Below are 22,280 nucleotides of genomic sequence, written 5' to 3'. Positions count from 1 at the left end.
GTCGCTCCGTCTGATGATGTTGCGCACTGGCCTTTGGCCGCAGCCTCCGTGGAAGAACCTAATGAAAAGCGCAGAAATCCGTGAAGCCTTCCTTCGCTTCTTCGAAGAGCAAGGTCACACCCGTGTCGCCTCCAGCTCCTTGATCCCAGGCAATGACCCAACCCTGCTGTTCACCAACGCGGGGATGAACCAGTTCAAGGACTGCTTCCTGGGCCAGGAAAAGCGCGCGTACACCCGCGCCGTCAGCAGCCAGAAATGCGTCCGCGCCGGTGGCAAGCACAACGACCTGGAAAACGTCGGCTACACCGCCCGTCACCACACCTTTTTCGAAATGCTCGGCAACTTCAGCTTTGGCGATTATTTCAAGCAAGACGCGATCAATTTCGCCTGGACCTTCCTGACTGGCGTGCTGAAGCTGCCGAAGGAAAAACTCTGGGTCACCGTCTACGCCAGCGATGACGAGGCGTACGACATCTGGACCAAAGAAGTCGGCGTGCCGGCTGAGCGCATGGTGCGCATCGGCGACAACAAAGGTGCACCTTACGCCTCCGACAACTTCTGGACCATGGGCGATACCGGCCCGTGCGGCCCTTGCACCGAGATCTTCTACGACCACGGCGCCGACATCTGGGGCGGCCCGCCGGGTTCGCCAGAGGAAGACGGCGACCGTTACATCGAAATCTGGAACAACGTGTTCATGCAGTTCAACCGCACCGCCGATGGCGTGTTGCATCCGTTGCCAGCGCCGTCGGTGGACACCGGCATGGGCCTGGAGCGGATCAGTGCGGTGATGCAGCACGTGCATTCCAACTACGAAATCGACCTGTTCCAGAGCCTGCTGGCCGCGGCGGCCAAGGCCATTGGTTGCACCAATGAAGACCAGGCATCGCTGAAAGTCGTGGCTGACCACATCCGTTCCTGCGGCTTCCTGATTGCCGACGGCGTGCTGCCGTCCAACGAAGGCCGTGGCTACGTGCTGCGTCGCATCATTCGTCGTGCTTGCCGCCACGGTAACAAGCTGGGTGCCAACGGCAGCTTCTTCTACCAGATCGTCGCGGCCCTGGTCGCCGAGATGGGTGAAGCCTTCCCGGAACTCAAGCAGAACCAGGCGCATATCGAGCGCGTACTCAAGGCCGAAGAAGAGCAGTTCGCCAAGACCCTGGAGCAGGGCCTGAAGATCCTCGAGCAGGACCTTGCCAACCTGCAAGGCTCCGTCGTGCCGGGCGACGTGGTGTTCAAGCTTTACGACACCTACGGTTTCCCGATGGACCTGACCGGCGACATCGCCCGTGAGCGCAACCTGACCCTCGACGAGGAAGGTTTCGAGCGCGAGATGGAAGCCCAGCGCGTGCGCGCTCGTTCGGCCAGCTCGTTCGGCATGGACTACAACAGCCTGGTCAAGGTTGACGTGGCCACCGAGTTCACCGGCTACAAGGCCACCAGTGGTTCCGCCAAAGTGGTTGCCCTCTATAAGGAAGGCCAATCGGTTGATGTATTGAATGAAGGTGATGACGGTGTGGTGGTCCTGGACCAAACCCCGTTCTATGCCGAATCCGGTGGCCAGATCGGCGACTGCGGTTACCTCAAGGCGGCTTCCGGTCGTTTTGATGTGCGTGACACCACCAAGACCGGCGGCGCGTTCCTGCACCACGGTGTGTTGGCGTCGGGCAGCCTCACCGTCGGTTCGCCGGTCGATGCACAAGTGGATGCCGATGTGCGCCACGCCACTTCGCTGAACCACTCAGCCACGCACTTGCTGCACGCTGCCCTGCGCCAAGTACTGGGTGATCACGTTCAGCAGAAGGGCTCGTTGGTCGACAGCCAGCGCCTGCGCTTCGACTTCAGCCACTTTGAAGCGATCAAGCCGGAGCAGATCAAAGCCCTGGAAGACATCGTCAACGCCGAGATTCGCAAGAACACCGCAGTCGAAACCGAAGAAACCGATATCGAGACCGCCAAAGCCAAGGGTGCCATGGCACTGTTCGGCGAGAAGTACGGCGACAGCGTGCGCGTACTGAGCATGGGCGGCGACTTCTCGGTGGAACTGTGTGGCGGTATCCACGCCAACCGTACCGGTGACATCGCCCTGCTGAAGATCATCAGTGAAGGCGGCGTGGCGTCCGGTGTGCGTCGTATCGAGGCAGTAACCGGCGCTGCGGCCCTGGCCTACCTGAATGCGGCTGAAGAACAACTCAAGGAAGCGGCCAGCCTGGTCAAGGGCAGCCGCGATAACCTGATCGACAAACTGTCCGCTGTGCTGGAGCGCAATCGCGCGCTGGAGAAGCAGTTGGAGCAATTGCAAGCCAAGGCGGCCAGTGCGGCGGGCGACGATCTGTCGGCTTCTGCAGTGGACGTCAAGGATGTGAAGGTCCTGGCTGCACGCCTGGACGGTCAGGACGGCAAGGCGCTGTTGGCCTTGGTCGATCAGTTGAAGAACAAGCTCGGCCGCGCAGTGATCCTGCTCGGCGGTGTCCATGAGGATAAGGTCGTTCTGGTTGCCGGTGTAACCAAGGACCTGACTGGCCAACTCAAGGCCGGTGATTTGATGAAGCAAGCCGCCGCGGCAGTGGGCGGGAAGGGCGGTGGTCGTCCGGACATGGCGCAAGGTGGTGGTGTAGACGCCGGTGCCCTGGACGCAGCCCTGGCCCTGACCGTGCCGTTTGTCGAGGCAGGTATTTAAGGCACTGTTAATCGGCCCGTGGTCTAGTCGCGGGCTTGTTCAGTGCTAGTTGATTGGATATTAGGCGCCCCTTTACGGGCTGAGGCGGCTTAGAAATGGCTTTGATCGTACAGAAATTTGGAGGCACCTCGGTCGGCTCTGTCGAAAGAATCGAGCAGGTCGCCGACAAGGTTAAGAAATTCCGCGACGCCGGCGACGACTTGGTGGTGGTGTTGTCGGCCATGAGCGGCGAGACCAATCGCCTGATCGATCTGGCCAAGGCAATCAGTGGTGATCAACAGCCGCTGCCGCGCGAGCTGGATGTGATCGTGTCCACGGGCGAGCAGGTGACCATCGCCTTGCTGGCCATGGCCCTGAACAAGCGCGGTGTGCCGGCGGTGTCCTACACTGGCAGTCAGGTGCGCATCCTCACGGATAGTGCGCATACCAAGGCGCGCATCCTGCAGATCGATGATCAGAAAATTCGTACGGATCTGAAGGCCGGCCGCGTGGTAGTTGTAGCAGGCTTCCAGGGTGTGGACGAGCAGGGCAACATCACCACCCTCGGGCGTGGTGGTTCGGACACCACCGGCGTGGCGCTGGCAGCGGCGCTCAAGGCCGATGAATGCCAGATCTACACCGATGTGGATGGTGTCTATACCACTGACCCGCGTGTGGTGTCCGTGGCCCAGCGCCTGGACAAGATCACCTTTGAAGAGATGCTGGAAATGGCCAGCCTCGGTTCCAAGGTGTTGCAGATCCGCGCGGTGGAATTCGCCGGCAAGTACAACGTTCCGCTGCGCGTATTGCACAGCTTCAAAGAGGGTCCGGGCACCCTCATTACTATTGATGAAGAGGAATCCATGGAACAGCCGATCATTTCCGGTATCGCTTTCAACCGTGATGAAGCCAAGCTGACTATCCGTGGCGTGCCAGACACCCCGGGCGTGGCGTTCAAGATCCTGGGACCGATCAGCGGTGCGAACATTGAAGTCGACATGATCGTGCAGAACGTTTCGCACGATAACACCACCGATTTCACCTTCACTGTGCATCGCAATGAGTACGATGCGGCGGAGCGGATCCTGCAGAACACTGCGAAGGAAATCGGCGCCCGTGAAGTGGTCGGCGATACCAAAATTGCCAAGGTGTCGATCGTGGGTGTGGGCATGCGTTCCCATGCCGGCGTTGCCAGCCGCATGTTCGAGGCCCTGGCCAAGGAAAGCATCAACATCCAGATGATCTCCACCTCGGAAATCAAAGTCTCGGTGGTGATCGAAGAGAAGTACCTGGAACTGGCTGTACGCGCTTTGCATACCGCTTTTGAGCTGGACGCTCCGGCCCGACAGGGCGAGTGATGCAGTGCCAGGAAGGCGCGGGTTACCGCGCCTTTCCTTTTTTGTAGAGCGCATGTTCTTTTGCGCGCGCTCGACAATACTTAGGCGGGTAGGGCTATGGCCTCTGGGTTATAGGTCGAGGGCCTTTTTTGCAGACTGTTGTTCCTGAACTGAAATGCGTGAGGAGAAAGGTATGCTGATTCTGACTCGTCGTTGCGCAGAAAGCCTGATTATTGGTGATGGCGAAATCACCGTGACCGTGCTCGGCGTCAAAGGCAATCAAGTACGTATCGGGGTTAACGCTCCGAAAGAGGTAGCGGTCCATCGTGAGGAGATCTTCCAGCGGATCAGCAAAGAAAAGGAGAAAGAGAAAGAGAAAGATCAGCAGGGGCGCCAACAGCAGCACGAAGAAAGCGACGAAGAACCAAGCCTTTAATTTTTATCGTTTTTTATGTTTGCAAACGGGGATGAACGTGGTTAATATACGCCCCGTGTTGCGGAGAGCTGGCCGAGTGGCCGAAGGCGCTCCCCTGCTAAGGGAGTACACCTCAAAAGGGTGTCGGGGGTTCGAATCCCCCGTTCTCCGCCATTATTTGCTTAGTACGTTGCAATCTGGTTTTCTCGCTAACTTGTTGAAAGTTAACGAAAAAATAGCTTTACATAGAGATTGAACGGCCTATAATGCGCGGCAACAAATGCACTCGTAGCTCAGCTGGATAGAGTACTCGGCTACGAACCGAGCGGTCACAGGTTCGAATCCTGTCGAGTGCACCATTTAAGAGTCAGTTGCAGCAATGCAGGTGATTCGGTTACAACCAGTTGTGATCTGGTCTAAAAACACAACCTGCACTCGTAGCTCAGCTGGATAGAGTACTCGGCTACGAACCGAGCGGTCACAGGTTCGAATCCTGTCGAGTGCACCATACAAACAAAAAGCCCGCCTAGTGCGGGCTTTTTGCCGTCTGGAATTTGTGTAGGATTTTTTCTTTTTCTCTGGCCTCCATGTGTTTTCCTCCTCCACTGCGTCGTCGCAGTTCATAGATGCGGCCAATACTCAGCTTTGGCTCGCAAGCACTTGTTCTTTCCAGTTTTTTGACGTTTAAAGTGGCCGGGCGGTGTATCATTGCGCCCGTCAGCCCCGCCGGGGCTTGTGGAATACCTCCATGGACTTACCCAGTAGTAACTCAGTACCCCGTTTTACCAATCATGAATTGACTGATTGATCCTTCCGGCGTGCCCCGCTGCTGGGAGTGGAGTTCGCCTATGACCGAAGTAGAAGTAAAGAAAACACAAGAAAGCCTGCAGGATCGTCTGGCTCAAGTCATCGAGCTGCTGCAGCGCCAGCGTGTGGTCGAAGACCTTACGCATCGCCAGGATGGCCCGAACAATAACCTGGTCGAAAACCTGGTTCATCGGCAAAACCTCGTTGAGTTGCAACGCAAGCTCGACGACCTGCACTCCGCCGACGTCGCCTACATTCTTGAAGCCTTGCCGCTGGATGATCGACTGACTCTCTGGCAGTTGGTCAAGGCCGACCGCGACGGTGACATCCTGCTCGAAGTGTCCGACTCGGTCCGTGAAACTCTGATTGCCGACATGGACGATCATGAGCTCCTGGCTGCGGCCAAAGAGATGGACGCCGACGAGCTGGCTGACCTGGCTCCTGAGCTCCCTCGTGATGTTGTCCATGAGCTGATGGAGGCGCTGGATACTCAGCAGCGTGAGCGTGTGCGCTCTGCGCTTTCCTACGACGAGGATCAGGTCGGCGCGCTGATGGACTTCGAGATGGTCACCATCCGCGAAGATGTCAGCCTGGAAGTGGTGTTGCGCTACCTGCGCCGCCTCAAAGAGTTGCCGGGTCATACCGACAAGCTGTTTGTGGTCGATTACGAAGGCATTCTCAAGGGTGTGCTGCCGATCAAGCGGCTGCTGGTTAATGATCCGGACAAGAAAGTTGCGGACCTGATGGCCAGCGACACAGTGAGTTTCCATCCGGATGAAGACGCGTACGAAGCTGCTCAGGCGTTTGAGCGTTACGATTTGATCTCGGCGCCGGTTGTGGACAAGAACGGCAAGTTGATTGGTCGCTTGACCATTGATGAAATGGTCGACTTGATTCGTGAAGAGAGTGAGACCGAAGTCCTCAACATGGCAGGTTTGCGTGAAGAGGAAGACATTTTTGCCTCGGTGTGGCGTTCACTGCATAACCGTTGGGCGTGGCTGGCGGTAAACTTGATCACCGCTTTTATCGCGTCGCGCGTTATTGGATTGTTTGAGGGGTCGATCGAGAAGCTGGTGGCACTCGCGGCACTGATGCCGATTGTCGCCGGGATCGGCGGTAACTCGGGTAACCAGACGATTACCATGATTGTGCGTGCCATGGCGCTGGACCAGGTGAGCACGGCGAACTCGTCGCGCCTGCTGCGTAAAGAGCTGGCGGTGGGCCTGATTAACGGTCTGGTGTGGGGTGGAGTGATCGGCGTGGTGGCCTACTTGCTGTATGGCAGTTGGTCGCTTGGCGTAGTGATGACTGCCGCCATGACCCTCAACCTGCTACTCGCGGCGCTGATGGGGGTATTGATTCCGATGACCCTGGCGCGGCTTGGGCGCGACCCTGCGATGGGCGCCAGCGTGATGATCACGGCCATGACCGACAGTGGTGGCTTTTTCATCTTCCTGGGGCTGGCCACAATCTTCCTGCTCTAATTCCATTCTGCGGGGGCAAATCTGTCCCCGTCTCAAATCTTCTTCCCGAATTTCATGCAAAAAAAAGCCAGCACAGGGCTGGCTTCGGCTTTCAGTTGTAACTCAATTGGCTTCTGCGGCCGCCTCAACGTCGTGCGCGATAAGCGAGACGAGAGCATTTTGCTGGCGGTGGGAGAGCTGACGAAAACGCTGCAGCAGTTCGCGTTCATGCAGCGACAGCTCGGGGCTGTCCAGGCGCATGCTCAACTCGTCGCCCAACGCACCTTCCTGAATGAGGCTTTGTTCCAGGCGCGCGATGATTTCGGAGTTCATGCTGCGGTGATGATTGCGAGCCACCTCGGCAATGCGTTCCCGCATTCCGTCTGGCAGACGTACGACGAACTTGTCAGCCGTACGGCTGGAATAAATTGCCTGTTTCAATGGGCGCATATATTTAACCGGTTAGTTCAGGGGAGCGGTTTTTGGAATTGGCCGCAAGATGAGTGTTAAGACAAGGCTCACGACCAAAGTTCAACCTGAATTGCAAAGAGGCCGCATCATGCCTCAGATTTGACATTTCCTTGGCGTCAATTCTGTGACAAATATTGAACTGCCTAAAGGCTTTATGCCAGCACTGATTTGCATTTTTGCGGACTGGTTGGAAAACTTTTCCACGCGTGAAGCTGCGAGGGAACTTCCTGTAAGTCCAGGTCACCACAGGGTTTACAGCCGCTCATGCTATAGCAAAGTGGCCTTTTGCCCTTAATTTTAAGACTAGTGGCAATTTGCCGATTAGCGAGGGTGAGGCGACATAAGGTAGGGGAGGAGGTTAGCGCAGGACCGGATCGAACTTGATGCGTCGACCCATGATCAGGGTGAGCAGCAACAGGCTGGCGAACACGCCGCTGGCGATAAATGCGCTGGTCTGGCCATCGTGAGATTCGGCGCCCAGGCCCAGAATGCCTGTTATTGCGGTCAGGCATAAAAACAGCCAGGCAAATTTGTTCATCAGAGGTTCCTCAGAAAACCCAGTGTTCAGAAGCCGGTGCGGACTGAGTGTCTTGGGTCAGGCGTATAGGGGCTTGAGCGTTGGGTGTCATCACTGCCAGTTGCGGGCGTTGTTGCAAGTGATGGGGCACGGCCTGGCTGATCTGTGCGGGATCGTTGCTGCCAGTCGATTGAAAGTGAAACATCAGAAATGCAGCCAGGGCTACGGTGTTGAGGGCTAACAGAAGGGCACTGTTCATGGTCATGTTCTCCGCTTAACGCCGTGGCTTATTGGGTTTGTAGGAGAAGTATTGCAGGTGTCGTGCCAACCTATTAGTTCAATAAAATCAATGGGTTGTGGCTACTTTGAACGGCTTAAAGGTTGCAATTTGCAATGATGGCGTTTTGGGAGGGTGCATTTTGCACGATGGCCCTGCGGGCCTGTGTTTGCGGGGGTGAAAGCACAATTAATAGGGTAGGTATCGGCCTACACTCAAAAAGCCCACGGACGACATGACAAAATCCACCTTGGCCGTTAACATGCACGCCGTCCGTCGCCACGCCATCAGCGCAGCGGCTGTCATTTGTCCCAGTAGCTCAATTGGATAGAGCATCCCCCTCCTAAGGGGAAGGTTGGCCGTTCGAACCGGCCCTGGGACACCAGATTCAAAGCCCCGCACAGATCCGTCTGGCGGGGCTTTTTTGTGGGCGTTTTCCGAAGATGGGTCGAACCTTGCCGGGGTTCTGGGTTCACACCCCCTGCAGAGGGTATTTATCGCAATCCGTGTATCCCGCAAGCCACCGGACAGCGTCTGAGTCCGTAAGCAAAATAATCCCCGGAAACAGCGCATACCGCCTGTCCGGACCCGGCCACCCCGGACTATCATGCCGATAGCCCTGTCTCTTACCGCAAGGAGCCGCTCGGAACGCCGATGCGCCAGATCTGGAAATCTTTTCGAGCCCTTTATTTCGCCTCCTTGATGATGCTGATCGGCTCCGGCCTGCTCAGTACTTACCTGGCTCTGCGCCTGGCGGCTGACCATGTCGACAGCCTGTGGGTGGGTGCGTTGATGGCAGCCAACTATTTTGGTCTGGTGCTGGGTGGCAAGATCGGGCACCGCCTGATTGCCCGGGTCGGGCATATCCGTGCCTATGCGACCTGCGCCGGGATCGTTGGCGCGGCGGTGTTGGGCCACGGCCTGATCGATTGGCTACCGGCCTGGATCGTTCTCCGGGTGATCGTGGGCCTGGGCATGATGTGCCAGTACATGGTCATCGAAAGCTGGCTTAATGAGCAGGCCGACGCCAGGCAGCGTGGCGTGGTGTTCAGTGGCTACATGATCGCGTCCTACCTGGGCCTGGTGCTCGGTCAACTGATTCTGGTCATGCATCCTCAATTGGGTCTTGAGTTGCTCATGCTGGTCGCGCTGTGTTTTGCCCTGTGCCTGGTGCCGGTGGCCATGACGCGGCGAATTCACCCGGCGCCGTTGCATCCCGCACCGATGGAGCCGCGCTTTTTTATCAAGCGCGTGCCGCAGTCGCTGAGTACCGTGCTGGGGGCGGGGTTGATCGTGGGCTCGTTCTACGGTCTGGCGCCGCTGTATGCCTCTCAGCAGGGGCTGACCACCGAGCAGGTGGGTCTGTTCATGGGTAGCTGTATTTTTGCGGGATTGGTGGTGCAGTGGCCATTGGGGTGGTTGTCAGACCGCTACGATCGTGCGCTGTTGATTCGTTGCTTTGCGCTGTGTTTGGCAGTGGCGGCGTTGCCGTTGGCGATACTGACCAAGGTGCCGCTGGAAGTGTTGTTCGTGGCGGGGTTCTTGTGTTCCCTGGTGCAGTTCTGTCTTTATCCGCTGGCGGTGGCGTTCTCCAACGACCATGTGGAAGGTGACCGCCGTGTGTCGCTCACCGCCATGCTGCTGGTGACATACGGCGTCGGCGCCAGTGTCGGACCGTTGCTCGCCGGTGTGGTGATGAAGCTGTTCGGCAGCCAGATGCTGTATGCGTTTTTCAGCCTGTGCGCGTTGATCCTGGTGTGGCGCATCCGGCCGAAAGCGGTGACCAATCTGCATCAAGTGGACGATGCGCCTCTGCACCACGTGGCGATGCCCGACAGCATGTCCAGCTCGCCGTTGGTAGCGGCGCTTGATCCGCGGGTGGACGAGGCGGTGGTGCAGGAGCAAATGCAAACCGCCCCAGAGCCGGAGCCGGAAGTTGAGCCGGGCCCAGAGGAAGACGAGCCGCTCTTTGAGGGGCCACCTGAACCTGTGGGACCGGATGAGCACCCTCACGATTTGAGCAGGGCGCGTCCCTGAATGTAAAAACGGGCAGATCCCATCAGGATCTGCCCGTTTTTTATAGCGACGTTTAAAGTTTAAAAATCGTCGTCTTTATCGAAGCGCCGTGCTTCTCGTTGCAGTTGGTACACAAAGCGCTCGACCTGGCGCTGCACCAAACCACTCATATTGTGGAAGCGCACGCCGGCGAAGGTGGTATTGATCTTCTCTTCGAAGTGCAGGTAACGCAGTTCGACCGAGGTGGTCATGCTGCCAAAAGGCAGGGCGGCAATAAAGCGATCGTAAACCTGGCCCAGTTGCAGGCGCTCGGAGATGTCCCCTTCAAAGCGCAATTTGCAGCCTGTAGCGGAAATATCCAGCAGCTTACCGCTGGCCGGCGCCTTGAGCTTCTCGCCACCCAGTTCGATATTGACCAATTGAGCCAGCTTCAGGGCGGCGCGGAAGGCGTTGCGGCGCTGGTGGTAGACCACTTCGCCAGGCAGGCTGCCGGTGTAGATGCGGTGGCCGTCTTTTTCGCTGATGCTCATGCCGCCATTGCTTTCCCACGCAACACGCACGCCGTCGTGGAAGCCTTCGATGCGGAAAGGCTCACCGTTTTCCAGGTGGCGCTCGCCGTCACGGGGGATCATTTCATCCAGGGCCAGCGTGCCGCTGTCGCGATTGACATCCACCAGATAGCTCTGGAAGCGCTGGCTACGTTCATGGAAGGTGATGATCAGCGGGTCATGGCTGTCTTGCAGCATCCGCAAGGTGCTGGCGATTTCCAGAGGCGTGGTGAGGACCTTGGGTGGCTGCGGGGCATCTTCCGCATTAAGGGCGTTGAACACGGTTCTTCCATCTCCAGACAAAATACGACTACACGCAAGAGCAGGCATTCTGCCAGTATGTGGCGCGCCTTGGATAGGCCGCGCTGTAAACCGGCGTCAGGCTTGGCTGCGGGTGCTTGGCTTGACCAGGCGCGAGGTGGAGCCCTGAGCGTTGTAAAGCGCCGGAGGCTCTCCGCCGTGAAGTATGCGCAACTGGTTGGCGGTCGTGGCTTGCTGAAGCTGGATCGACTGACCGTTGAGCTGGTTGGCTTCCTGGCACTGGGTGAGCAATTGGTTGAGTTCTTTGCTCTGGGCCAGTAGTTGATCGCCGACCGAGGAGTGGCTGGCCAGCTGCGCGAGCCCATCATGGTCGGCCGGCAGGCCCAGGCTGGTGAGGATCTGGCTGCGTTTTTTGCCGTGCTGTTCCAGCAGGACGATCAGCGACTGCTTGCGTGCCAGAATTTCTTCCAGCAGAGGCATGTCGCGGCCGTAAAGGGCCAGGTTTTCTTCCCTGAGCAGCTCGAGCAACTGTTGCGTCGGCGCTAGATCATCAATGATCAGTTGAAGCAGATTTTCGTCGTGATGCATGGCTGGCCTTGGGGTTTAAGCGTCCAAAAGCCCGGCGCAGGCCTGTGCCTAGCGCTCGGCTTCGAAATTAAGCAGCTTGCTGGCTACACGGTTGCTGTCGACTTTATAGCTGCCATCGGCGATTGCCTGTTTCAATTCGGCCACGCGGGCTTTATTGACCACCGGTTGATCGCGCAGCGAGTCAGTGACCTTCTGCAACTGTTGAGCCTCATTGCTCAGGTGTACGGATTCCCCGCTCTGGCTGGCGCTGGCCTGTTCTGCCTTGGCAGGCAGTGGCTGGGCCTTGGCTTCTACGCTGTCTTTGGTGCCAGTAGCGCGCGTAGGGGCCGACGTGGCCGGGGTGTTATTTAAACGACTGAAATCGATGACCATGATCAAAAAACCTCTGGGTATTTGGACGCTTGCCATGTTTTCGGCCATACCCGGACAAACTTTAGGCTCGATTGACAATAAAACCTACAGGCCAGCATTCAACCGACAGTGTAGGAAAAGCGCGCGCCCGATACCAGTGATCTATAACGCCACCTCCACTTGACCGGGTGCGGTGACCCGCGCCTTGATCACCCGGTTGGAGTTGAGATTCTTCACGCGTATCTGCTCGCTCATGCCGCCGTTGGACAGGGCTTCCCCTGGCATCTTTACCTGCAGCGCACCGCTGCTGGCGGAAATCACCACTTGGTCGCCCTTGCGAATCACCTCGGCTTGCTCCAGATGCACTAGGGTGATGACTTGGTCAGTGACCACTGGTCGGGTCAGTTTTTGCCCGATGGCCTGGTCCAGGGATGTCAGGTAGCCCTGGCTGATCATGCTGATGTCGCGTTCGCGCAACACCACATCCTCGAAACCGATGACCCCGGTGCGTTTGAGTGGGCGAGCCACCACCACCACATCACGGAACAGTTTGACCTGGGCCGGCACAAACACGGTCCAGGGCGAGGCGCCGTCGCAGCGCACCTTGACCGTCACGCGGCCGATGGGCTGGGCTGGGCTTTCCAGGCTGGCTGTCAATTCCTTGTCGCACATTGGCATGCGCAGACGTGGGTCCAACTGGTTGACCTGGATTTCATAACGCCCCGGTGTCTGGGTGGTCGCCAGATAATCTTCTACAGTGAACTCAAGAAAGCCCTGGGTGACGCCGATAAGTAGATCAGGCAAGGTGACGTTGTCTGCGCGGGCCGTGGCGCCCAGGCCCAAGGCAAGCAACGCCAACGGAGCGCAGAGCAATCTGCAATACCGGGTCAGGATGGGGCGTCGGGAAACTGTCGTTTTAATATCCATGACCAATAAATAGCAAAGGCCGTGCCGTTTAGTGTCGGGTGCGCGTCGCACCCTCAAAGGTTTAAGCGTAGGAGTCTGGGCATGGCAGGAGTAATGGATTCAGTAAACCAGCGTACACAGCTGGTAGGGCAGAATCGCCTGGAGTTGTTGCTTTTTCGCCTGGATGGCAAGCAGCTGTATGGCATCAACGTGTTCAAGGTGCGGGAAGTGCTGCAATGTCCCAAGCTGACGATCATGCCCAAGTCCAGCCCGGTGGTGTGTGGCGTTGCCAACATCCGTGGCGCGACGATCCCGATTCTTGACCTGGCCTTGGCCACCGGTTCGGCGGGTTTGCAGGACCGCCAGAGCCCGTTCGTCATCATTACCGAGTACAACACCAAGACCCAGGGTTTCCTGGTGCGCTCGGTGGAACGCATCGTCAACATGAACTGGGAGGAGATCCATCCGCCGCCCAAGGGCACCGGTCGCGATCACTACCTCACGGCGGTGACGCGCGTGGATAACCAGTTGGTGGAGATCATCGACGTGGAGAAAATCCTCGCCGAAGTGGCGCCGACCTCGGAATCGATTTCCGTGGGTGTGGTGGACGCCGAAACCGCGCACAAGGCCGTGTCCCTGCGCGTGCTGACGGTGGACGACTCCTCGGTGGCGCGTAAACAGGTGACCCGCTGTCTGCAAACCGTTGGTGTGGAAGTGGTAGCCCTCAATGACGGTCGCCAGGCGCTGGATTACCTGCGCAAGCTGGTGGACGACGGCAAAAAGCCGGAAGAAGAATTCTTGATGATGATCTCTGACATCGAGATGCCGGAAATGGACGGCTACACCCTCACGGCTGAGATACGCAACGATCCACGCATGCAAAAATTGCATATCATCCTGCATACTTCGTTGTCGGGTGTATTCAACCAGGCGATGGTCAAGAAGGTCGGTGCGGATGACTTTTTGGCGAAATTCCGTCCTGATGACCTGGCATCCCGGGTTGTCGACCGGATCAAGGCAGCAGATCACGGCTAAGGTGTTTTCCTTGGCGGTCATACGATTTTAGAGGCGGTATCAGTGTCTACGGGTAATTTGGATTTCGAACAGTTCCGGGTCTTCCTGGAAAAAGCCTGTGGCATATTGCTCGGTGAAAACAAGCAGTACCTGGTATCCAGCCGTCTCAACAAACTGATGGAACAGCAGGGCATCAAGTCGTTGGGTGAGCTGGTCCAGCGCATCCAGGGGCAGCCGCGCAGCGGGCTCAAGGAGATGGTGGTCGATGCCATGACCACCAACGAAACCCTGTGGTTTCGTGACACCTACCCCTTTGAAGTACTCAAAAACAAAGTGCTGCCGGAGGCCATCAAGGCCAGCCCGGGCCAGCGCCTGCGCATTTGGTCGGCCGCCTGCTCTTCGGGGCAGGAACCCTACTCGATCTCGATGTCCATTGATGAGTTCGAGCGGACCAACATGGGCCAGTTGAAGGCCGGCGCGCAAATCGTGGCCACCGACCTGTCCGGCACCATGCTCACCAACTGCAAGACTGGCGAGTACGACAGCCTGGCCCTGGGCCGTGGTTTGTCCCAGGAACGCCTGCAGCGTTACTTCGACCCGAAAGGGGCGGGACGCTGGGCGGTCAAGGCGCCGATCAAGAACCGCGTGGAATTCCGCTCGTTCAATCTGCTCGATAGCTACGCCAGCCTGGGCAAGTTCGACATGGTGTTCTGCCGCAACGTGCTGATCTACTTCTCGGCCGAAGTGAAGAAAGACATCCTGCTGCGCATTCATGGCACGCTCAAGCGCGGTGGTTATCTGTTCCTCGGCGCCTCTGAAGCGCTCAACGGTCTGCCGGACCATTTCCAGATGGTGCAGTGCAGCCCGGGGATCATCTACCAGGCCAAATAAGCCGTACGCAGTCAAAAATGTGGGAGTGGGCTTGCTCGCGAAAGCGCAATGTCAGTCACTGATAAGGTGACTGACCCACCGCATTCGCGAGCAAGCCCGCTCCCACATTTGTTTTGCGGCAATCCTTTCGAAAGCGGCAACGTCTATTGCCGCTTTACTGGCGTCACGCGGAAACCGCTTGCCGCTTTTCTGGCATTGCCACCCGGCAATCTCCCCTCAGGCCCTTTAAATACGGGCTCAGCGCAAACTGGCACACACCTTGCTATAACCCAGTTAACGAAAAGCAGGTCAGCCCTTGAAGGTTTCCACCATGAGCATCAGCTTCGATAAAGCGCTCGGTATCCACGAACAAGCCCTGGGCTTCCGCGCCCAGCGTGCCGAAGTCCTGGCCAACAACATTGCCAACGCCGACACCCCGAACTACAAGGCTCGGGACCTGGACTTCTCCGCCGTGCTCGCCGCACAGCAAGACAAGACCAAGAACGGCACCTTCGCCTTGAACATGACCAACAGCCGTCATATCGAAGCGCAAGGCCTGAGCAGTGGTGACGAGTCGCTGTTGTATCGCACGCCAATGCAGCCGTCGATCGATCAGAACACCGTCGACGCGCAGCTGGAGCAATCGGCCTACGCCGAGAACTCGGTGAACTTTCAAGCCAGCTTCACCCTGCTTAACAGCAAATTCAAAGGGCTGATGTCAGCCCTGCGTGGAGAGTAAGCCATGTCCCTGTCCAGTGTTTTCAATATTGCCGGCAGTGGCATGAGCGCGCAGACCACGCGTTTGAACACCGTCGCCAGTAACATCGCCAACGCCGAGACCGTGTCTTCGAGCATTGACCAGACCTACCGCGCCCGTCATCCGGTGTTCGCCACCATGTTCCAGGGCGGCCAGGCGGGCGGCAGCGATTCGTTGTTCCAGGACCAGGGCGCCGCTGGCTCCGGCGTGCAGGTGCTCGGTGTGGTCGAAGACCAGAGCAACCTCGAAGCCCGCTACGAGCCCAACCATCCCGCCGCGAACGAAAAGGGTTATGTCTACTACCCCAACGTCAACGTGGTCGAGGAAATGGCCGACATGATTTCCGCCAGCCGCTCGTTCCAGACCAACGCGGAAATGATGAACACCGCCAAAGCCATGATGCAGAAGGTCCTGACCCTGGGTCAGTGATAAGGGGCGCCAACTAATGGCCATTGTTGATACGAGTAACAACACGCCAGTCCAGGACCTTTTCAATTCCAAGGTCAAGACCGCGACAGACAACGCCAGCAGCCTGGGCGACGCGTCCAAGGCCGCGACCGGCAAACAAGCGCTGGGCAAGGATGCGTTCCTGCAACTGCTGGTCACCCAGCTGAAAAACCAGAACCCGCTGTCGCCGCAAGACAACGGCGCGTTCGTGGCCCAGCTGGCGCAGTTCAGCAGTCTGGAAGGCATCAACACCCTGAACGACTCGGTGAATGCGATCTCCAGCAACTTCAGCTCGTCGCAAGCGCTGCAGGCGTCGTCGTTGGTAGGGCGCTCGATCATCATCCAGACCGACAAGGCCATGGTTGATACCAGCAAGAGCATGACCGGTTCGGTGGATGTCACAGCGGCCACAGGCAACGTTACCGTCAAGGTCACCGACAAAGATGGCAACCTGGTCCGCACCATCGAAATGGGCGCCCAGAGTGCTGGCAGCCAGAGCTTTATCTGGGATGGCAAGAACGACAAGGGCGAGGTCGCTCCTGCGGGCACCTACACCTTCAATGCCACCACCAAGAATGACAAAGGCGACGCCGTTGCCCTGGCCACTTCGCTGCCGGCCACGGTCACGAGCGTGACCTTGAGCAAGACCGGCGGCGAAATGCTGCTGAACCTGGCGGGCGGCATGGGCAGCGTCAAGCTGTCACAAATTCAGACTATCGGTACATAGAGCCGGCTAAATACGGCAGAGGGAGAGAAATATGTCTTTTAATATCGGCCTTAGCGGTCTCTATGCGGCCAACAAACAACTGGACGTGACCGGCAACAACATCGCCAACGTCGCAACCACGGGCTTCAAGTCGTCCCGTGCGGAATTCGCGGACATCTATGCCGCCTCCAAGTTGGGCACCGGCCAGAATAGCATCGGCAATGGCGTGAACCTGGCGGCTGTGTCCCAGCAGTTCACCCAAGGTGACGTGAACGGCAGCGGCGGCATTCTGGACATGGCGATCCAGGGCGGTGGTTTCTTCGTGCAGAAGGGCAGCGATGGGTCGCTGGAGTACACCCGTAGCGGTGCCTTCCGTGCCGACAAAGACGGCTATATCACCAACAACACCGGAACCTCGCGTTTGCAAGGCTACGCGGCGGATGCTGACGGCAAGATCATCAAGGGCGGCCTGACCGACCTGCAACTGAACCTGTCGAACCTGCCGCCCAAGGCGTCCACCAAAGTGGACTCCACCAGTAACCTGAACTCCTCGGAGCCGGTGATCGACCAGGTGGCGAAGCCGTTCAACCCGGGCGATACCAGCACCTTCACCACCCAGTACAGCACCACCTTGTATGACTCCCAGGGCAATGCGCACCCGATGGTGCAGTACCTGGTGAAGACCGACGGCAACAAGTGGAATGCCTACACGCTGATTGACGGTCGCAACCCGGACGGTTCGCCACCTTTCGGTACAGGTGCAGATGTGAAGGCCCCAGTGCCATCAACCTTGACCTTTGATGGTGCCGGCAAGCTCACCAGTGTCGTGACCGGTACTGAGTCCAATAAGACGCTGACCATTACCGGTTGGGTACCGGGTACCGTGACCGATGGTGTGTGGAAGAAAAACGGTGCTGATGCGAACCCTACCGGTATCGCTGTCAACATGGCCAACATCACCCAGTACAACTCGGCCACGTATCGTAACCCACCGGTCACCGATGGCTACGCCACCGGCCAGATCACCGGCCTGAAAATCGATGGCAGCGGCGTACTGTTCGCCACGTTCAGCAACCAGCAGAGCAAGGCCATCGGCCAGATCTCCCTGGCCAGCTTCAACAACGAACAAGGCCTACAGCCTTCTGGTGGTACCACCTGGAGAGAAACCTTCGCCTCGGGCCAGCCAGGTTATGACACTCCACAAGCCGGCACCCTGGGATCGATCGTGGCCAACTCCCTGGAGAACTCCAACGTCAACCTGACCAACGAGCTGGTCGACCTGATCAAGGCCCAGAGCAACTACCAGGCAAACGCCAAGACCATTTCTACCCAGAGCACCATCATGCAGACCATCATTCAGATGACTTGATGCTTACTGCGTAGCTCGCTTCACCCGAAACCCCTCTTTCGAGGGGTTTTTTATTGCCTGTTGTTTCGGTGCTGGCCTTTGTGATTGGCAAAGACAGTAACGCGATTCCCCCTCTGTTCTTGGAACGGCTGCCCTCTTTTTCACCACCTCAACACCGAGATGTCATCCAGATAAAAGCACGTTTCTGAGTGTTCACCCCCTTGCAAAAGCGGGTGTTCATCAGGAACTCGGTGGAGAAAATGCTATGGCAGATACATCGTGGTGGGGCAGCCCCGAGACGAGATGGAGGCCTTACAACGCGGATCAGAATTTCGGAATAGTTACGCGCAAGGAGGCGCGCCAGGGCGATGCTGTTTCCAGCACGCAAGTTGTTACGCAACTTTTGAAAGAGCTGGAGGATGCCCAGAAAACGTCGAAGAGCCAGACCGTTCGGGATCTGCGTGACAAGCTCAATAACATACGAGAGGAGCTCGGCGACGAGGAATTCAAGACGATCCTCGAGGAGCTGAAGAAAGAAAGGGCTGACGCCTGGTGGGCGTGGTTGAAGGCACTGTTTCCGGACTTGTTTTCTGATGAGCCCTCTCCGGCGCCTCCCTCTCCTGCACCCTCTCCAGGTGGGGGCGGAGGAGGGGGCGGAGCAAGAGTCAATCCGCAAGACTTTGGTCCCTCCGACGCCATGAGCAACAAGCCCATTACCGAGGGGGCCCACTATTTCAATTACAAACCTGACAATAGTAACCCAGGTCAAAAACCGGACAATATCTGGAGCGGCTTCAGCCAGGGCCCCGACGGAAACTGTATTACCGTTTCGGCGATAAAAGCCGCAATGATGCATTTCGGCCAGAAACCTACCGATGTGTTCAAGGAGGTTAAGGAAACGAGCAACGGCTATGAAGTGACGATGCGAGACGGATTCAAGCTTTCCTTGACCAAGGATGAGCTGAGGCAGGCCGCCACTCACGCGCGCTTCAGGGGGGATGACCCCACGATGATGACGTACGCCAATTTCATGTATGCCGCGAGCGCCAAGCGGGCGCAGATGGAAAACAACGACGGTACCGCCGGACGTAGTTTTCAGGCGGCAATGAACAGCCTCAATAATGGTGAGTTCGCGCGTGAAGGGCTGGACCGTTTGGGCTTGAGGGGGCATTACAGGCCGGCGACAGATGCTGATTTGAGAAGAAGCAAGGTGGGTACGGTGGAGTATGGCGGCCATTCGATGGCGGTGATCAACGGCCGAATTGAATTGTGGGGCCGGCGCGGCGGCGTGCCTCGATCGGGTATAGCGACGGTGTTGTTTTAGGTTGAATGCGGGTTGTTTCCCGGCAAAAGAAAGCCCCCGATACACCATAGGTCTATCGGGGGCTTTCAACCTTGGGTTAAACCCAAGGTGGTCTCAGCTTACTGGCAGGCTTCGCAATCCGGCTCATCGATCGCGCAGGCTTTTGGCACTGGCGCCGGGCCGGCTGGCGCTGCAAGCACTGAGTCATCGCCATGGTTACCACTGGAAACCGCGTTCAGCTTACCGGTGTTGATGGTCGACTTCTCGGTGCTGGTCGCGGCCAGGGCACGGAGGTAGTAAGTGGTTTTCAGGCCACGGTACCACGCCATGCGGTAGGTCACGTCCAGCTTCTTGCCCGAAGCGCCGGCGATGTAGAGGTTCAGGGACTGGGCCTGGTCGATCCACTTCTGACGACGGCTGGCGGCGTCAACGATCCACTTGGTGTCCACTTCGAACGCGGTCGCATAGAGCTCTTTGAGTTCTTGCGGGATACGCTCGATCTGCTGCACGGAACCGTCGTAGTACTTCAGGTCGTTGATCATGACCGAGTCCCACAGGCCACGGGCTTTCAGGTCGCGAACCAGGTACGGGTTGATCACGGTGAATTCGCCCGACAGGTTCGATTTCACATACAGGTTCTGGTAGGTCGGTTCGATCGACTGCGATACGCCCGTGATGTTGGCGATGGTGGCGGTCGGTGCGATGGCCATGATGTTGGAGTTACGAATGCCTTTCTGCACACGGGCACGCACCGGCGCCCAGTCCAGGGTTTCGTTCAGGTCAACGTCGATGTACTTCTGGCCACGGGCTTCGATCAGGATCTGTTGCGAATCCAGCGGCAGGATGCCTTTGGACCACAGCGAACCGTGGAACGTCTCGTAGGCGCCGCGCTCGTCGGCCAGGTCGCAGGAAGCCTGGATCGCATAGTAGCTGACCGCTTCCATGGATTTGTCGGCGAACTCGACCGCAGCATCCGAACCGTAAGGAATGTGCTGCAGGTACAGAGCGTCCTGGAAGCCCATGATGCCCAAGCCAACCGGACGGTGCTTGAAGTTGGAGTTCTGCGCCTGTGGCACCGAGTAGTAGTTGATGTCGATCACGTTATCGAGCATGCGAACGGCGGTGTTGACGGTGCGCTCCAGCTTGGCGGTGTCCAGCTTGCCATTGACGATGTGGTTCGGCAGGTTGATCGAGCCGAGGTTGCAAACGGCAATCTCGTCCTTGTTGGTGTTCAAGGTGATCTCGGTGCACAGGTTCGAGCTGTGGACCACACCCACGTGCTGCTGCGGGCTACGCAGGTTGCACGGGTCCTTGAAGGTCAACCATGGGTGGCCGGTTTCGAACAGCATGGACAGCATTTTGCGCCACAGGTCTTTGGCCTGGATGGTCTTGAACAGCTTGACCTTGCCTGGGTACTCGGTAAGGGCTTCGTAGTACTCGTAGCGCTCTTCGAAGGCTTTACCGGTCAGGTCGTGCAGGTCCGGCACTTCGGAGGGCGAGAACAGGGTCCACTTGCCGTCATCGAAGACGCGCTTCATGAACAGGTCAGGGATCCAGTTGGCGGTGTTCATGTCGTGGGTACGACGACGGTCATCACCGGTGTTTTTGCGCAGCTCGATGAACTCTTCGATGTCCATGTGCCAGGTTTCCAGGTAGGCACACACAGCGCCTTTGCGCTTGCCGCCCTGGTTCACGGCAACGGCGGTGTCGTTCACCACTTTCAGGAACGGAACAACGCCTTGCGACTTGCCGTTGGTGCCCTTGATGTACGAACCCAGTGCACGTACCGGCGTCCAGTCGTTGCCCAGGCCTCCGGCGAATTTGGACAACATGGCGTTGTCGTGGATCGCGTGGTAGATGCCCGACAGGTCATCCGGCACGGTCGTCAGGTAGCAGCTCGACAACTGTGGACGCAGGGTGCCGGCGTTGAACAGGGTCGGGGTCGACGACATGTAGTCGAAGGACGACAGCAGGTTGTAGAACTCGATGGCACGATCTTCTTTGTGCTTCTCTTCGATCGCCAGGCCCATGGCCACGCGCATGAAGAACACTTGCGGCAGTTCGAAGCGGATACCGTCCTTGTGGATGAAGTAACGGTCGTACAGGGTTTGCAGGCCCAGGTAGGTGAACTGCTGATCGCGCTCGTGGTTGATCGCCTTGCCGAGTTTTTCCAGGTCGAAGGTAGCCAGGACCGGGTTCAGCAATTCGAATTCGATACCCTTGGCGATGTAGGCCGGCAGGGCCTTGGCGTACAGGTCAGCCATCTCGTGGTGGGTGGCGCTGTCGGCAACCTTCAGGAAGCCCAGGCCTTCGGCGCGCAGGGTGTCCATCAGCAGGCGCGCGGTCACGAACGAGTAGTTCGGCTCGCGTTCAACCAGGGTACGGGCAGTCATCACCAGGGCGGTGTTGACGTCGGTCAGGGCTACACCGTCGTACAGGTTCTTCAGGGTTTCGCGCTGGATCAGGTCACCGTCGACTTCTTCCAGGCCTTCGCAGGCCTCGGTAATGATGGTGTTCAGGCGGCCCAGGTCCAGCGGTGCAAAGCTGCCGTCAGCCAGGGTGATACGGATCGACGGGTGAGCCTGGACGGCGGCTTCTTCGGCCGGGGAGCGCACGGCACGTTCCTTGGCGCGCGAATCACGGTAGATCACGTAGTCGCGGGCAACTTTCTGCTCGCCGGCACGCATCAGGGCCAGTTCGACCTGGTCCTGGATTTCTTCGATATGGATGGTGCCGCCCGAAGGCATGCGACGCTTGAAGGTCGCAGTCACTTGTTCGGTCAGGCGGGCAACGGTGTCGTGGATGCGCGACGAAGCGGCAGCGGTGCCGCCTTCAACTGCAAGAAACGCTTTGGTGATGGCGACGGTGATTTTGTCATCGGTGTAAGGAACGACAGTGCCGTTACGCTTGATCACACGCAATTGGCCGGGTGCGGTGGCGGACAGATCCAGGTTCGAATCAGCGGCCTGCGGCACGGAGCCCTGCGGGTTCTCGCGAGTTGTGTCGGTTTGCATGGGGGGTTGTCTCCACGTTCTATATTTGATTGCGAGTGCCAGGCTCTTCCTGCAACACCCGTACCGTTTTCCATATCGGGAATGGGAAACAGCTGCCATCCGCGTGAGCGGTTTGGTCTACTGAAAATCGGTTGGTTCCATGCTGCGCTAGCAATAAAACGCTTGAATATCTGGCCACTTGTGTGGTTGGACGCTTTCGTCAAAA

General features: G+C 58.0%; 20 protein-coding genes and 4 tRNA genes. 16 read left to right on the top strand and 8 right to left on the bottom strand.

Going from position 1 to position 22,280, the window contains the following annotated elements; genetic code table 11:
• The first annotated feature begins 61 nt into the window (after nt 1-61).
• The 7 genes from alaS (at nt 62) to mgtE (ending at nt 6,702) form a co-directional block, all read left to right on the top strand.
• Nucleotides 62-2,680: an alanine--tRNA ligase gene (gene alaS / locus LVW35_RS22040; RefSeq protein ID WP_233892025.1), complete on the top strand. Its 2,619-nt coding sequence runs from the start codon at nt 62-64 to the stop codon at nt 2,678-2,680.
• A gap of 95 nt (nt 2,681-2,775) precedes the next feature.
• Nucleotides 2,776-4,017: an aspartate kinase gene (locus tag LVW35_RS22035; protein WP_010208327.1), complete on the top strand. Its 1,242-nt coding sequence runs from the start codon at nt 2,776-2,778 to the stop codon at nt 4,015-4,017.
• A gap of 172 nt (nt 4,018-4,189) precedes the next feature.
• On the top strand, nt 4,190-4,432 hold the full coding sequence (gene csrA / locus LVW35_RS22030; protein ID WP_233892024.1) for a carbon storage regulator CsrA: 243 nt from the start codon (nt 4,190-4,192) through the stop codon (nt 4,430-4,432).
• Nucleotides 4,433-4,494: 62 nt separating this feature from the next.
• Nucleotides 4,495-4,585 (top strand) — tRNA-Ser (locus LVW35_RS22025).
• A gap of 108 nt (nt 4,586-4,693) precedes the next feature.
• Nucleotides 4,694-4,770: transfer RNA gene (locus LVW35_RS22020), tRNA-Arg, on the top strand.
• Nucleotides 4,771-4,842: 72 nt separating this feature from the next.
• Nucleotides 4,843-4,919, top strand: a tRNA-Arg gene (locus tag LVW35_RS22015).
• A 340-nt stretch (nt 4,920-5,259) separates the two neighbouring features.
• Nucleotides 5,260-6,702 (top strand): magnesium transporter, encoded by a 1,443-nt coding sequence (mgtE, locus tag LVW35_RS22010; RefSeq protein ID WP_233892023.1) that lies wholly within the window; start codon nt 5,260-5,262, stop codon nt 6,700-6,702.
• A 102-nt stretch (nt 6,703-6,804) separates the two neighbouring features.
• On the opposite strand, the gene LVW35_RS22005 is transcribed toward mgtE, so the two are convergent.
• The 3 genes from LVW35_RS22005 to LVW35_RS21995 form a co-directional block, all read right to left on the bottom strand.
• Nucleotides 6,805-7,131, bottom strand: a complete 327-nt coding sequence (locus LVW35_RS22005) for an Arc family DNA-binding protein (RefSeq protein ID WP_003175643.1) — start codon at nt 7,129-7,131, stop codon at nt 6,805-6,807.
• Between the two features lie 379 nt (nt 7,132-7,510).
• Nucleotides 7,511-7,690: a PA3371 family protein gene (locus tag LVW35_RS22000; protein ID WP_233892022.1), complete on the bottom strand. Its 180-nt coding sequence runs from the start codon at nt 7,688-7,690 to the stop codon at nt 7,511-7,513.
• A 10-nt stretch (nt 7,691-7,700) separates the two neighbouring features.
• The gene (locus tag LVW35_RS21995; protein ID WP_233892021.1) at nt 7,701-7,928 is read right to left on the bottom strand and encodes a hypothetical protein; all 228 of its coding nucleotides are present in this window, start codon (nt 7,926-7,928) and stop codon (nt 7,701-7,703) included.
• A 326-nt stretch (nt 7,929-8,254) separates the two neighbouring features.
• Between LVW35_RS21995 and LVW35_RS21990 the strand changes: the two genes are divergently transcribed.
• Both LVW35_RS21990 and LVW35_RS21985 read left to right on the top strand, forming a co-directional pair.
• Nucleotides 8,255-8,331: transfer RNA gene (locus LVW35_RS21990), tRNA-Arg, on the top strand.
• A gap of 269 nt (nt 8,332-8,600) precedes the next feature.
• Complete coding sequence (locus tag LVW35_RS21985) at nt 8,601-9,983, top strand: MFS transporter (RefSeq protein WP_233892020.1); 1,383 nt, start codon at nt 8,601-8,603, stop codon at nt 9,981-9,983.
• A gap of 59 nt (nt 9,984-10,042) precedes the next feature.
• Here LVW35_RS21985 and LVW35_RS21980 read toward each other — a convergent pair whose 3' ends face one another.
• The 4 genes from LVW35_RS21980 to flgA all read right to left on the bottom strand — a co-directional run bounded on the left by LVW35_RS21980 (nt 10,043) and on the right by flgA (nt 12,637).
• Nucleotides 10,043-10,792, bottom strand: a complete 750-nt coding sequence (locus LVW35_RS21980; RefSeq protein ID WP_233892019.1) for a flagellar brake protein — start codon at nt 10,790-10,792, stop codon at nt 10,043-10,045.
• 96 nt (nt 10,793-10,888) lie between these two features.
• Nucleotides 10,889-11,359, bottom strand: a complete 471-nt coding sequence (locus LVW35_RS21975; RefSeq protein WP_233892018.1) for a flagella synthesis protein FlgN — start codon at nt 11,357-11,359, stop codon at nt 10,889-10,891.
• 48 nt (nt 11,360-11,407) lie between these two features.
• Nucleotides 11,408-11,731, bottom strand: a complete 324-nt coding sequence (gene flgM / locus LVW35_RS21970; RefSeq protein WP_233892017.1) for a flagellar biosynthesis anti-sigma factor FlgM — start codon at nt 11,729-11,731, stop codon at nt 11,408-11,410.
• A gap of 141 nt (nt 11,732-11,872) precedes the next feature.
• Nucleotides 11,873-12,637, bottom strand: coding sequence for a flagellar basal body P-ring formation chaperone FlgA (gene flgA / locus LVW35_RS21965; RefSeq protein ID WP_233892016.1), 765 nt, complete (start codon nt 12,635-12,637; stop codon nt 11,873-11,875).
• 81 nt (nt 12,638-12,718) lie between these two features.
• On the opposite strand from flgA, the gene LVW35_RS21960 reads away from it, so the two are divergent.
• The 7 genes from LVW35_RS21960 to LVW35_RS21930 all read left to right on the top strand — a co-directional run bounded on the left by LVW35_RS21960 (nt 12,719) and on the right by LVW35_RS21930 (nt 19,082).
• Entirely contained in the window at nt 12,719-13,651 is a 933-nt protein-coding gene (locus LVW35_RS21960) for a chemotaxis protein CheV (protein WP_233892015.1), read from the top strand.
• Between the two features lie 42 nt (nt 13,652-13,693).
• Complete coding sequence (cheR, locus tag LVW35_RS21955; RefSeq protein ID WP_233892014.1) at nt 13,694-14,521, top strand: CheR family methyltransferase; 828 nt, start codon at nt 13,694-13,696, stop codon at nt 14,519-14,521.
• 310 nt (nt 14,522-14,831) lie between these two features.
• Nucleotides 14,832-15,239 carry a flagellar basal body rod protein FlgB gene (gene flgB / locus LVW35_RS21950; protein WP_003175633.1) on the top strand — a complete coding sequence of 136 codons (408 nt, stop codon included), beginning with the start codon at nt 14,832-14,834 and terminating at the stop codon, nt 15,237-15,239.
• Nucleotides 15,240-15,242: 3 nt separating this feature from the next.
• Nucleotides 15,243-15,686 carry a flagellar basal body rod protein FlgC gene (gene flgC, locus LVW35_RS21945; RefSeq protein WP_233892013.1) on the top strand — a complete coding sequence of 148 codons (444 nt, stop codon included), beginning with the start codon at nt 15,243-15,245 and terminating at the stop codon, nt 15,684-15,686.
• Nucleotides 15,687-15,702: 16 nt separating this feature from the next.
• Nucleotides 15,703-16,431 carry a flagellar hook assembly protein FlgD gene (flgD, locus tag LVW35_RS21940; protein WP_233892012.1) on the top strand — a complete coding sequence of 243 codons (729 nt, stop codon included), beginning with the start codon at nt 15,703-15,705 and terminating at the stop codon, nt 16,429-16,431.
• 31 nt (nt 16,432-16,462) lie between these two features.
• Nucleotides 16,463-17,779: a flagellar hook protein FlgE gene (gene flgE / locus LVW35_RS21935; RefSeq protein WP_233892011.1), complete on the top strand. Its 1,317-nt coding sequence runs from the start codon at nt 16,463-16,465 to the stop codon at nt 17,777-17,779.
• 244 nt (nt 17,780-18,023) lie between these two features.
• A complete protein-coding gene (locus tag LVW35_RS21930; protein ID WP_233892010.1) occupies nt 18,024-19,082 on the top strand; it encodes a hypothetical protein in 1,059 nt (352 codons plus the stop codon).
• Nucleotides 19,083-19,180: 98 nt separating this feature from the next.
• Here the strand turns inward: LVW35_RS21930 and LVW35_RS21925 are convergent, their stop codons facing one another.
• Complete coding sequence (locus LVW35_RS21925; RefSeq protein WP_233892009.1) at nt 19,181-22,075, bottom strand: ribonucleoside-diphosphate reductase subunit alpha; 2,895 nt, start codon at nt 22,073-22,075, stop codon at nt 19,181-19,183.
• Nucleotides 22,076-22,280: the final 205 nt, after the last annotated feature.

This window comes from Pseudomonas sp. HN11, assembly GCF_021390155.1.
Lineage (GTDB): Bacteria > Pseudomonadota > Gammaproteobacteria > Pseudomonadales > Pseudomonadaceae > Aquipseudomonas.
The sequence above is the reverse complement of the archived record's forward strand: the minus strand, read 5'-3'. Positions and strand labels throughout refer to the sequence as shown.